The organism is Pseudobacillus badius (assembly GCF_002189605.1).
Classification (GTDB): Bacteria; Bacillota; Bacilli; order Bacillales; family Domibacillaceae; genus Pseudobacillus; species Pseudobacillus badius.
The window spans coordinates 14,787-26,842 of record NZ_MWMM01000011.1; the positions used below are offsets into that span (position 1 = coordinate 14,787).

11 protein-coding genes are annotated in these 12,056 nt (G+C 40.9%); 3 read left to right on the top strand and 8 right to left on the bottom strand.

From position 1 onward, the window contains the following. Position 1: 1 nt before the first annotated feature. Positions 2-1,696 (bottom strand): potassium-transporting ATPase subunit KdpA, encoded by a 1,695-nt coding sequence (gene kdpA / locus B1A98_RS15135; protein WP_041114143.1) that lies wholly within the window; start codon positions 1,694-1,696, stop codon positions 2-4. Between the two features lie 370 nt (positions 1,697-2,066). On the opposite strand from kdpA, the gene B1A98_RS15140 reads away from it, so the two are divergent. Further along, positions 2,067-4,763: a sensor histidine kinase gene (locus B1A98_RS15140; protein ID WP_063386164.1), complete on the top strand. Its 2,697-nt coding sequence runs from the start codon at positions 2,067-2,069 to the stop codon at positions 4,761-4,763. After that, positions 4,763-5,467, top strand: coding sequence for a response regulator transcription factor (locus tag B1A98_RS15145; RefSeq protein WP_041098818.1), 705 nt, complete (start codon positions 4,763-4,765; stop codon positions 5,465-5,467). Before B1A98_RS15140 ends, B1A98_RS15145 begins: the two co-directional genes overlap by 1 nt. Positions 5,468-5,664: 197 nt before the next feature. Here the strand turns inward: B1A98_RS15145 and B1A98_RS15150 are convergent, their stop codons facing one another. From B1A98_RS15150 to B1A98_RS15170, 5 genes are all read right to left on the bottom strand, one after another. After that, positions 5,665-6,231 carry a hypothetical protein gene (locus B1A98_RS15150; protein WP_041114141.1) on the bottom strand — a complete coding sequence of 189 codons (567 nt, stop codon included), beginning with the start codon at positions 6,229-6,231 and terminating at the stop codon, positions 5,665-5,667. A gap of 182 nt (positions 6,232-6,413) precedes the next feature. Next, the gene (locus B1A98_RS15155; RefSeq protein WP_052477362.1) at positions 6,414-6,932 is read right to left on the bottom strand and encodes a hypothetical protein; all 519 of its coding nucleotides are present in this window, start codon (positions 6,930-6,932) and stop codon (positions 6,414-6,416) included. A 57-nt stretch (positions 6,933-6,989) separates the two neighbouring features. Next, positions 6,990-7,391, bottom strand: coding sequence for a hypothetical protein (locus tag B1A98_RS15160; protein WP_082821857.1), 402 nt, complete (start codon positions 7,389-7,391; stop codon positions 6,990-6,992). Between the two features lie 599 nt (positions 7,392-7,990). Further along, positions 7,991-8,443, bottom strand: coding sequence for a hypothetical protein (locus B1A98_RS15165; protein WP_041098814.1), 453 nt, complete (start codon positions 8,441-8,443; stop codon positions 7,991-7,993). A gap of 33 nt (positions 8,444-8,476) precedes the next feature. Beyond that, a complete protein-coding gene (locus B1A98_RS15170; protein WP_052475214.1) occupies positions 8,477-8,854 on the bottom strand; it encodes a hypothetical protein in 378 nt (125 codons plus the stop codon). Positions 8,855-9,043: 189 nt separating this feature from the next. On the opposite strand from B1A98_RS15170, the gene B1A98_RS15175 reads away from it, so the two are divergent. Further along, on the top strand, positions 9,044-9,223 hold the full coding sequence (locus tag B1A98_RS15175) for a hypothetical protein (RefSeq protein ID WP_041114140.1): 180 nt from the start codon (positions 9,044-9,046) through the stop codon (positions 9,221-9,223). A gap of 287 nt (positions 9,224-9,510) precedes the next feature. Here B1A98_RS15175 and B1A98_RS15180 read toward each other — a convergent pair whose 3' ends face one another. Together B1A98_RS15180 and B1A98_RS15185 are read right to left on the bottom strand one after the other, a co-directional pair. After that, on the bottom strand, positions 9,511-10,104 hold the full coding sequence (locus B1A98_RS15180) for a hypothetical protein (protein ID WP_052477360.1): 594 nt from the start codon (positions 10,102-10,104) through the stop codon (positions 9,511-9,513). Positions 10,105-10,236: 132 nt separating this feature from the next. Next, a protein-coding gene (locus B1A98_RS15185) for an IS3 family transposase (protein WP_087903777.1) occupies positions 10,237-11,570 on the bottom strand; the annotation gives its coding sequence in 2 pieces (ribosomal slippage) (positions 10,237-11,198 and positions 11,198-11,570; 1,335 coding nt in all). Positions 11,571-12,056: the final 486 nt, after the last annotated feature.

Here is a 12,056-nt window from a genome sequence, read left to right on the forward strand (position 1 = left end):
ATCATCTATGTATTTGCAAATGCTCGGTAATGGGCCCGAGTGCCAAAGCCGGCAAAAATGTTAGCGCTCCGATGAGAAGCACAATGGCTGCGAGCAGGAAGGAAAACATGGCATTATCTGTTTTCAGCGTGCCGGTTGAATCACTGTGCCACATCTTTTTAGCCAGCAGTGAAGCAACGGCCAGCTGAATAATAATGGGCAAATAGCGTCCAAAGAACATAGCGAGCCCTGTTGTGATATTCCAAAAGTAGGAGTTATCACTTAATCCTTCAAATCCGGAGCCGTTATTGGCCGAGGCGGAAGCATATTCATACAACACCTGTGATAAGCCGTGGGCGCCCGGATTTGTGATTCCTCCGCTTCCAGCTGCTGTGGCGACGGCCAGTGCCGAGAATAACAGGATAATCGCCGGATGTATCAAGATGCAGAGAGCAATTAACTTCATTTCTTTTTCTTCAATCTTTTTCCCTAAAAATTGAGGCGTCCGGCCGATCATCAAACAAGCGATGAAAATAGTTAGCAATACATACATCATCATGTTCATCAACCCGACACCTTTGCCGCCAAATACAACATTCAGCATCATATTGAACATGGCCACAAGTCCGCCGACCGGTGTTAAGGTATCGTGCATATTATTGACTGAGCCGGTTGTAAAAGCGGTTGTTACGGCGGTAAACAGAACAGATTGAGGAATGCCAAAGCGCATTTCCTTTCCTTCCATACTGCCAAGTTCCTGGTTGATTCCCAAGCTGTCAATGATGGGATTGCCTGCCTGTTCAGCAGCGTAAATGACAGTTAAGCCAATGAGAAACAAAGCCGCCATAGCAGAGAAAATAGCGAGTCCTTGCTTTCCGAACAGTGTGTTCTTTTTCCTGCGGGCAGCCATTAAGCTGAAGGCGACCACGCAGGCACCCGGAAGCAGCATCATCGATAAGATTTCTATGATGTTGGAAATGGCCGTCGGGTTTTCAAAAGGAGTCGTCGAATTGGCTCCGTTAAATCCCCCGCCATTTGTTCCCACGTGTTTAATGGATTCAAGTGAAGCAACAGGTCCTAAGGCAATATCCTGCATTTTTCCTTCTATTGTTTCTACTGTTTGATTGCCGCTTAGCGTTTGCGGCGAGCCTTGCGAAACGAGCAGCAGGGCAACGCCAACAGACAGGGGCATTAAGACGCGAGTGATGACACGCACAAAGTCCACAAAAAAGTTCCCAATCGTATCTGTCTTCGCCACGAGGCGGCGGCAAAACGCCATGCATGCGGCATAGCCTGTCGCAGCGGAAGTAAACATCATAAAGGTAATGACGAGCATTTGAGATAAGTAGCTGAGCCCTGATTCGCCGCTGTAGTGCTGCAGGTTTGTATTGGTCATAAAAGAGATAATCGTGTTGAACGACAAGGTTGCTTCCATATTGCCGATCCCATTCGGATTTAAAAACAAGACAGACTGGATACGCAAGAGAACATAGCCAACGAAGATCATACATGCATTGGAAAGAATAAGCGCGAGCACATATTGCTTCCCGGTCATATTTTCTTGTTTGATACCGCTGATTTTATAAATGAGGCGATCCGCTTTATCTAAGACCGGATCAAGAAAGGTCTTTTGATGCATGGTCACCCGAAAGAGATAATGTCCCGCAAGAATAACAAGCGGTAAATAGATTGCTAGAATAATGGCTATTTGCCACATACTGCGTCCCTCCTAAACGTGCCTTAGTAGTTTTCTGGATGCAAGAGCGCATGCCCTAGATAACCGAATAACAATACAATGAAAATGCTTGCCGCGATCCACATAAGAATTCCTCCTTGTTTAGTTGTCTAAGCGATTACACCATGCTGCCAGCAAATAAAGACTGGCAAAGCTGACAATGAGCAAGCCGATCATATAAATATCCATCAACGGAATCCTTCCTTTCTTTCATTGGATGCTCCTATCATACGCGGATTGAAATTAAAGCAGTGTTAGAAAACGGCCGTTTGCATTAAGAAACGATAAAGACCAAAATCTTTACGCTTTCTTAATGCAGGATGGAGATATAATAGAAAAGAGGTGAGAAATTATGGAAGATCAGCGCCCCAGTCCGGAAGTGTTTTTAGCAAAGATGGAAGCAGAGCAAGAGGCAGCGGCCGGCAAGTTAAAGATATTCCTCGGTTATGCAGCCGGCGTAGGGAAGACGTATGCGATGCTAGATGCTGCCCATCAAGCCAAGCAATTGGGCAAGGATGTAGTCGTCGGCTATATAGAACGGCACCCGCGCCCGGAAACGCTAGCGCTGCTTGAAGGGTTGGAACAAATACCTGCCAAGAGCATTGAGTACAAAGGAAAGATTTTTCAAGAACTGGATATTGACAAGGTCATCGAGCGGCAGCCTGAGATCGTTTTGATTGATGAATTGGCCCATACGAATGTGCCGGTTATGCGGCATTTAAAGCGCTTTGGCGATGTCGAGGAGTTGCTGGCAAAAGGGATGGATGTGTACACGACTGTTAATATTCAGCATATTGAAAGCCTCCATGATGTAGTGGAGGACATTACCGGAATAAAAGTGCGGGAGCGGATTCCCGACTATGTGATTGATCAGGCGTCACAAATAAAGCTGGTGGATATTGAACCGGATGAGTTAATCCAGCGATTAAAAGAGGGCAAGGTGTACCCGCCAAAGCAAGCTGAAAAAGCGATAGACTCGTTTTTCCGCAAACAGAACCTGGTGGCTCTGCGGGAAATTGCCTTGCGCCGGACCGCAGATACCGTATATTACAAAACCGCAAAGGAATCGTTCAAGCAGAACGTGCAAATAGAAGAGCATCTATTAGTCGGTTTGAGCAGTTCCCCGACGAATGCCAAAGTGATTCGGACAGCAGCCAGGCTTGCTCAAGCTTTGCATGGGAAATTTACAGCTTTGTACGTGCAAAGAGCAGAAAAAGGAGAGGCAAGCCCAGCGGACGTTGAACGGCTGCAGCAGCACATGAAATTAAGCGAACAGTTAGGCGGGCATGTCGTGATTGTGCAGGAGGAGGATGTCGCGGCTGCACTTGCCAGCTATGCGCACATTAGCGGTGTCACGAAGCTCGTCATCGGCAGAACGGCTATAAAAAGGAAATGGTGGCAGCCAAGCTCTAAAATAAGCCAGCGCTTGAATGAATATGCGCCGAGCCTGGCGATACATATCGTTCCTGATCAAGAAAATGAGCCGATTTATTTGCCGGAGATGAAGGCTCATCTTTACTTTGAATGGATGGATGGACTAAAGATGCTTGCCGTATTCAGCTTGGCTTCGCTAATGGGACTGTTTTTCTTTCAGATGGGCTACAGCGAAGCCAATATTATCACGATCTACATTCTCGGTGTGCTTATCCTGGCGATTTGGTCATCCGGCTGGATGATGAGCATTATTAGTTCAGCTGCAGCGGTGCTGTTGTTTAATTTTCTATTTACGGAGCCGCGCCTCTCATTCGAGGCTTACCACCGGGATTATCCCATCACTTTTTTTATTATGTTTCTATCAGGCATCATTACAAGCAGCTTAACAAAAAGAATAAAAGAGCAGGCCGCTGCGGCCATTCGCAAATCTTACCGGACGGAAGTGCTGCTGGAGACCAATCGCAAGCTGCACCATGCTAAATCAATAGATGAGATCATTACCCAAGGTGTCTCTCAAATTGTTAAACTAGTGGAGAAGCCCGTGAATTTTTTTGAAATCGATCACCGGCTGATCGCCAAGTCTCTCTTTTTTCGGACAGATACTTTATCAAACAGCGAAAATAGAGCAATCGAAGGGCTCTTTGGCAATGCCAATGAATTAGGGGTAGTCAATTGGGTGGCTAACAACAAGCGGATAGCTGGTGTATCAACGGACATCTTTCCCGAAGCCGGTGCCTACTATTTGCCGGTCATCTCCGGCGGGGAAGTAAAGGGAGTGATTGGCATTGCCCTTTCTAAACATGATCCGTTGCCTGCCTTTGAGCGGCATGTGCTTCATGCGGTCATTAACGATTTTTCATTGGCTTTTGACAAGTGGTATTTGCAAAAGCTGCATGCTCAAGTAGTCAGAGAGGCGGAACTGCAACAGATGAGGGCCAACTTGCTGCGGGCGATCTCTCATGATTTGCGTACGCCCCTGACGAGCATTTCCGGCAATGCCGATATCTTGCTGACCAATACGGAACAAATTCCAGAAGGGGATAAAATACGGCTCTATCAAGATATTTACAGCAATTCTAAATGGCTTGTGCAAATGGTGGAAAATTTGCTGGCCGTATCAAAGCTGGATGACGGGCAATTGGCGATTGAGCTGCAGCCGGAGCTAGTCGAGGATATTGTCCAGGAAGCCCTTTTGCATGTTGTCCGCTTAAATAACACCCATAACATTTCTTATCAGGCGGAGCCGGAATTATTGCTGGCACTGATGGATGCGCGGCTGATTATTCAGGTGCTGATCAATATTATTGATAATGCGCTTACCTACACGCCAGCCGGCAGCGATATTTCTATTGTCGCAAAGGAGGCCGGAGATGCGGTGCTTTTTAGCATTAGCGATAACGGGCCGGGAATTGAAGACAGCTTGAAGGCAAAGCTGTTTGAGCCTTTCACAACAGGAAAAGCTCAGCGGAGCGACAGCCGGAGAGGATTAGGCCTGGGCTTAGCGCTGTGCCAAACGATTTTGCATTTACATGGAAGCGAACTGACGGTGTCTGATAATAAGCCGCAGGGAACCACCTTTAGTTTTTCGCTCAAAAAAGGGATGGTAGCGATTTAATGAACAAGCGCATTCTTGTAGTAGAAGATGATGTAGCCATTGGCAACTTAATTAAAATGACATTAACAACGCAGCAATATGAATTCGATATCGCTGAAGATGGCACGGCAGCTTTGAGAAAGTGTTTATCGATGAAGCCGGATGTCATTATCCTGGATTTGGGGCTGCCCGATATGGACGGAGTGGATTTTATAGAGAAAGTCCGCAGCTGGGCGCAGACTCCCATTATCGTTGTCAGCGCGCGCGGGGAAGAACGCGATAAAATCCAGGCACTTGATGCCGGTGCGGATGATTATGTGACAAAGCCTTTTAGTGTGGATGAGCTGCTTGCCCGGATTCGTGTGGCGTTAAGACGAAGCGCAAACGATCCTCGCCCGGACCAGGAGCAGCCGGTGTTTGTCAACGGCGGCTTAGAAATTCATTATTTGGCCAATACAGTCTTTGTCAACGGCAAGGAAGTACATGTCACGCCGATCGAGTATAAGCTGTTAGTCGTGTTATCCAAGCATGTCGGCAAGGTGCTCACCCATAACTTTCTCTTAAAGGAAGTATGGCAAAACGCTCTTCCGTCAGACGTCCCAAGCTTGCGCGTGTTTATGGCCACACTCCGCAAGAAAATTGAAGACAATCCTTCCGAGCCAACATACATTCAAACGCACGTACGTGTCGGCTACCGGATGCTGCGGCAGGAGAGCGGGGAGTAAAGGGGAGGTCCCTCTAGCCAAGAAGGCAGGCTAGAGGGACGTTTTTGTAGAAAGAAGACGAATTTATATGGTTTGTATCACTATTTTTAATATGGTGCTTGAAAACTGAACCCAATTAATTTATCATCCTCTTTTTATTTTTTTAGAAAAGTACACTTTTGCACATGCTTGTCAAATCTACGGAATATCAACCCCACTTATTTTTTCATTACTTCTTGCACTGCTTCCGCAAGACCAAGAAACCTTGTCCTGACTGGCTTCATTTTTAAAAGGTTGTTTAAGCCAATTGTCTTTTGATTCCCTTTTTCTTGATTAATTTGCTCAGTCGCAAGGACAAAAAACTCCCATTGGTCCAGGTTTAGCGGATTTACCACACTTCGATCCTGTTCACTCAACAAACAAAAAACATACACATCTGCATTTCTCTTTATTTCTGCAGCATATGTATTCGTGCTGGCTTCCCACCCCTTTGCAGGAGCAATGCCAAAGCTGATGGCCGAGTTTTTTGCCTGCTGCCATGACTGTACATAAGCGGCTGACTTCACTTCAATTTTGATGCCTTCTGGTGTTATAAGGTCAAACATATCCCATTCAATTCTCGTTTTATTGGTTGCCTTTACAGCTCTGGCTACAATAAACTCTGCAAGTTTTCCACGAAGCGCATTACTCAAGAGATCCGATTGGTTCCACTGCCAAAATTCCAAAAGGCGTATATCTGTCTCGGTATTCTTAAGAAGAAACCGTTCTTCACCAGTTTTTTTCATTTTTGGTTACAACCGCAAAAGTCACTTTATTATTATACAACCAAGTAGAAATAGGCATTGATAAACTGTCTCCTTTTCAATTCCAGTGTATCGAGAAATTGTCCCACCCCTTGAAATAGGTTTAAAACCGTCCTACGGCAAGCATTGCGAGTAAACTATATTTTTAATTAATGTAAAATTAACTACTGTGAAATATTGAAAATCTGCGCATATATTTCAGGGAATGGACCATTTCGATCCAGGTTATCCAGCTGACGTATATAGCCAAGCATTTGCTGAAGCATATTACTGGAATAACCAATAACATTACGCAGCTCTTTTGTTGTTATTTGTGGGTGCTGCATTCTTGTCTTCATAATCAATTGCATTTGTTCAATATCGTATTTTGCCTTAAACTGCATAAAAGCTGATAAATAGTCACTGAGTGAAATCTGTTCAATTATGTCAGATCCACCCCATTGGTAAATGGTGATTTGACGCTGAAATTTCTGAAGGTTTTGTTCAAGATTTAAAAAACGATAAAGGAGTTCACTTTTCACAATATCCTTTTTACTTTTGTCTAAATACGATTGTTCAATTATGTAAACAACTAATCCTAAAAACATATCGATCATTTGAATTTCAATTGATTGATGGGACTCCTTTGATTTCACCTCCTGAACCTGGTATTGCCTTTGACGATACAGGGAATGTGCATTCATCTGTTCCCTTACCTTTGAATAAACGCGCATGGATCCATATTCAGGACTGTGGTCGAGCTAAATATTCACTTTATCATGGAGGAAATCCTGTTCCCTCGTTAAACCGTAAAAAAGCCGCTCAGGAATTTTCACATAAAACAGTTTGCGCAATTCTTTTATGGAGAGATTGCGTTTTTTTGCTAAGGTTAATGCCTGTTCGTTATTAACAATAAATAGATTGATCGGAATGTCTAAATTAATAAAGAAATGTAAAACTGATAGTGCTGCATTGATATTCCGATCATTCTTATATTCAGTAAAATGAAATTCGCTTTTTTTACCGAAACGACTGTAAATTTTATTTACTCCCATTACAAGTTCACGTTGCTGTATCACATCGCAGCCATATGCCCCGTAATAGGAATAGGTTTTTTCATTATCTAATTTATTGGATTCATCGAAAAAGATGGAGTAGCTCATCAAAACGCCTCGTTTGACTAATTTTTTTAAAGTATGTATAATGAATAGTACAATAAACATATACTAACTATCCCCATTCACCTTTTTGAGAGGGGATGCGATAGAGAGATCTCGTCAGTCACCTTTTTGATTGGCGAGATTTTTCATTTACATTATATCATGTCGAACTTTATAAATCGTACTACGTCAAACATTAAGTTCCTTCGCTATTCAACTGTACTGCCCCTTACATACCTAATTATCCGAAATTGCTCTCCCTTAAGTCACTTTCTTTTTTTATCCTATCAATAACCTCCCTTTTAGATATACAGATTTCGATATAAGTTTTGATATAAAAAATCCTCAAATTCTAAGGGATTTCCACTACAATTTTGCCCCTCTCAAAAACCATGGACATATAGAACAACTTCATCGTGAATTTGTGTTTGAGCCAACAAGTGAGTTAAATAAAAAAGATTAAAAAATTTATACAAAGCTGCGCATGAATGTTGTGCAAATAAATACTGGAGAAGTAAGGAAAGAGGTGGTTTTTCTAGGTTGTTTCACATAAATTACAAAGAAGCATCAGCAAAGAACTCTTTGCTGATGCTTTTTAATGATTATTCTTGCGAAAGAAAGTTAAATTTTTCTTCAGGGATATCTTCAATATTTAAAGAAAGATTATGTGTTTTTAAGATAGATTGAAGCAAAGGAAAAATATCATTTAAGTTATTTTTATTTGAAAAATCAGGAACAACTTCAATAACAAAATTCCAACGACAGTCTTGTTTATCCTCCAAGAATCCAGCAGCTGCTGTATATAATTCGTCATGCGTTTCTTGATCAATTTCTTCTGCAGAAATAATAACTGCTTTTATAAAATTGTCATTTCCGAATTCATCAGCTGAGATTCCTTCAATGTCTTTCAAATGAGGAAAATCATTGATTGTACTGGGACGCTTGTAATCAATCAGTACTAAACAGTACTTAGGAGAAATTAAGTATCCATCTCTTAAAAAATATGCTTCTACTGTTTTTAAATTTAATATTCTGTTCAGATGAAAATTTTTCATTATAGACCTCTGTGATATGTGACTTATACAAAATTAACGTTTTTTTCTAGGTGGTTTTTTATTACTCTTATCTTTTGATTTTTGTAGCGAAAGTCCTTTTTGATATAGTTTAGTCGCTCTTACTTTTTTTGCAAGCTTAGGGTTTATACAATCATCAAAAGTCTGTCCATGACTTGGAGTACCATCAACATTTTCCACTGCTATTTCAGCTTTTTTATCATAGATATGAACATGATATTTTCCTCCCCCAACAGGGTCATCAAGACGTATTCTCCACCCTTTGGATATGTGGTCAATATTTTCCCATCTACTTGAAGCTGATGCTTTGTTTTCTTTAAATGTTGATTCAAATCCAAATCCACTAAACAATACAGCAAATACCAAAGTTAATACTAACAATTTTTTTCTCAATTTAAAACTCCTTTTTATTGATTTATTATGTACCAACAACAATTATAATATAGAAAAAAATTCAAATTAACCCTTTTTATACAAGGTTAATATTGGTAAAATTATAATTTTAATGAAAATAAGTGGGAATGATTGGATGGAAAAGCAGAGGGCAATCGCTCAGCATTTATTCGTGAAGTTGTTTGAAATGTGCTGGGTAATGAGTCGAAATGGGTCAATAATGCCTGTCTTGTTTATGCCATTAAAGGCTTAGAAAATTTAGAGTACCGTCCCGAAGAAATTCAAAAAATTATTCGAGCAATCGGACGCACCTTTGATATGACGAGTGGTTCAGAAGCCGGGCAAAAATATTTAAAATCACCATACTAAAATATTAAAGACACAAGAAAATATCTTGTGTCCTTTTTGGTTTTCCTCTTCATTTTGTCGTATATCGGGGGTTGCCCCAACACTGCCCGACCCTTGCAATTTAAAAAGACTCTTGGTGTGTATTGAAGTGAAAAGTATGCGTGATTTTATGCAACCGAAAGATCCAAGAAGCTGATAGGAGGGGGGAAATGATGTATAAAAACAGTATAGAGAATGTTTCAACATAAAAGCCGTAAACGCTGATTTAATCATGTTTACGGCTTTTGAATGTGCTCTCAAACTTTTATTTAGCGACTATTCAATAATTTCGGTTGCCAATGAAACGGTACAGCTGTGTTATGATTTTTAGCCCATTCTAAAAAGTCATCTATATGTCTAATTCCAAATTCCAATACGGCTTGATAAATAAAAATAGATGAGTATTTTTCGTTAAGTTCAAGTAATGCTTCTTTAATATCGAGAATGGCTCTTCTAGATTCTTCCGTTAAATTTTCTTTCATAAAGGGTACTAAATCCTTTGAGAGTGCGCCACTTCGTTCAGATGAAAATAACCACATATCAATATTCCACTCAATTTCATCGGCTTTATAAATCAGTTTAAAATAATGTCCATTAAAATCCGTACCCGTATAATCTCTATATTTTAGTTCAATGACGTTCTTGTGTTGTGTAAGTAATGCTAATTCATTCATGATCGTTTGAGGGTTCGGTAATTCACTAAACGTTTCTAAATCAATATCCGGAGTTACAATCAAATCATAGGCAGCGGCACCTGCTATAAAGCAGTTGCCTACAGTATCCCATCTCTCTATCAATTTTAATTCATTTAATATTTTCTCTGCTTGCTGTTTTCTTTTAGCTGCTCTTTCTAAACTATTCATTTATTCAAATTCCTTCTAAATATGATTGACATATCAGAATACGAAATGTTTGCATAAAAAGCAAGCTTAATTTTAAAAAAGCACCGAAGCGGGGTGAACTGTGCCCCCATTTACGGACAGTTTAAAAAGCGCCTAAGCGGCTAATAAGTGGTCCCGGTATTGTACCGGGGTCATTTTATTTAAGCCCCATTGATAACGGTAATGATTATATTCTTCGATTACTCGATTTACTTCTTGCTTAACTTCCTTCAAATTTTCAAGTGATTTATATTCTGCTAAATCTTTAAAATGTCCAAAGAAGCTCTCCATTGGTGCATTATCCCAACAGTTTCCCTTTCGGGACATTGATTGAGTTAAGCCAAGCCTTTTCACTTTGCTTTGGAATAGAGGATGCGTATAGTGCATCCCTTGGTCGGAATGCAACATGGCTTCTGGATGAAACTGATTGCCAACAGCTGCCTTTAACTTTTTCAATGTTTCATAGACAATATCCATCTCTAAAGACGTGGCAAGATGGTACGCAAGTATTTCCCTTGTAGCCCCGTCCTTTACGCAGGATAAGTATGCTTTTCGGCCCTTTCCATAATAGAGATAGGTAATGTCAGTAAGCAGGACCTTCCCTGGTTCTTCCTGATTGAATTCACGATTAAGAAGATTCGGGCAGGTTCGATGTTCCTGTGTTGCCTTGGCCATTTTGCGATATGGATTGGCATTCCTCACCTTGGTTACAAGATTATATTTTGCCATCAAACGTCTAATTTTCTTGTGGTTCATTACAGCTGAATAATCATTTTGCATGATCATTTTAACCTGGAGCGCACCTACTTTTTCTTTTTTGCTTTTGAATATTTCTTGGATGATGACTATATTCAATTCATCCTGCTCGTCACGTTGTGCCCGTAATGGTGCAGCCTTAAGCCAATCATAGTAGCCACTTCGACTGACACCTGCCAGTTCGCAAAGGTAGGAAACAGCTTTATTCAACTGGTGTATTCTTATCGTTTTCTCGATCAAGGAAAACTTCTCAGCTGCCGTTAAAATCGTTTCTTCTTCAACGCCTGCCTTTCTAGCTCTTCCAGCTTTTTTAGGAAGTCATTCTCTGCCTCAAGGAATTTAATTCTTGATTCAGCTTTTTGTAATTTCTCTTCCACAGAAATTCCCTTCGAAGAAGGACGTCCTGTACTTCCTTTGCCTCTGCGTTCCGTAAGGAAACCTTCCTCCCCAAACCTTTCATAAGACTCCCTCCAACGCTTAAGACAACGTTTGGGTTGTTCCTTACCGATCATGTCTAGGTCAAAGCCTTGTTCAATAAAGATTTGCGAGGGTGTTTTTCCGGCTTTGTAATCCACAACTGCTTTAAGTTTAAACACAGGACTATATGAAATTGACCTTTCAGAAGCACTCAGTACATTAGGGTTCTTCTCAAGCTCTTTAATTTGGAATTCATTATAAATATTCTTACTCATGATAATCCTCCGCCCATATTCATTAAATCTATTGAAACACAAAAAACCCCGGATAGGGGCACTTTTTTATCAGTGTCCGCTATCCGGGGTATAGTTCAGGGTGTGGGAATGTTTTTATTTTAGAAAAAGTGGCTGGTGGCCAGGGACAACAAGCGGTTGAAAAGCCGAATGGAGAAAATTCTCCCTATGAATCTCGCTAAAGAAAACCAGAAGTTGGCCAGTCAGCTGAATGGGACTTTAAAGAACTTGAAGGAAAAAGAAAGGGGATTTACTCATATTCGTTTGAGTAAGTCCCTTTGTTTTTTATAGAAAGGTATTTCAGTACGAAATCATTTTAGAGGTAGAACGAGAGGGCGAGCTTGTGAAAGTGGTTGTGTTTAAATATTACTAATTTGGTATAATGTGGTTAAGTTATACCGAATTAGTAATAAAAAGGGAGGGGTTTTTTGAAAACAAACAAAATATTTACAATAAATACTGCCGAAG

What these genes read in the sequence shown, in the direction of transcription:
- B1A98_RS15150 (WP_041114141.1), bottom strand. Translation starts at nt 6,231, where the DNA reads ATGAAAAAAACTGGTGAAGAACGGTTTCTTCTTAAGAATACCGAGACA.
- B1A98_RS15145 (WP_041098818.1), top strand. Translation starts at nt 4,763, where the DNA reads ATGAACAAGCGCATTCTTGTAGTAGAAGATGATGTAGCCATTGGCAAC.
- B1A98_RS15165 (WP_041098814.1), bottom strand. Translation starts at nt 8,443, where the DNA reads ATGAAAAATTTTCATCTGAACAGAATATTAAATTTAAAAACAGTAGAA.
- B1A98_RS15180 (WP_052477360.1), bottom strand. Translation starts at nt 10,104, where the DNA reads ATGAATAGTTTAGAAAGAGCAGCTAAAAGAAAACAGCAAGCAGAGAAA.
- B1A98_RS15160 (WP_082821857.1), bottom strand. Translation starts at nt 7,391, where the DNA reads ATGAGCTACTCCATCTTTTTCGATGAATCCAATAAATTAGATAATGAA.
- kdpA (WP_041114143.1), bottom strand. Translation starts at nt 1,696, where the DNA reads ATGTGGCAAATAGCCATTATTCTAGCAATCTATTTACCGCTTGTTATT.
- B1A98_RS15140 (WP_063386164.1), top strand. Translation starts at nt 2,067, where the DNA reads ATGGAAGATCAGCGCCCCAGTCCGGAAGTGTTTTTAGCAAAGATGGAA.
- B1A98_RS15155 (WP_052477362.1), bottom strand. Translation starts at nt 6,932, where the DNA reads ATGAATGCACATTCCCTGTATCGTCAAAGGCAATACCAGGTTCAGGAG.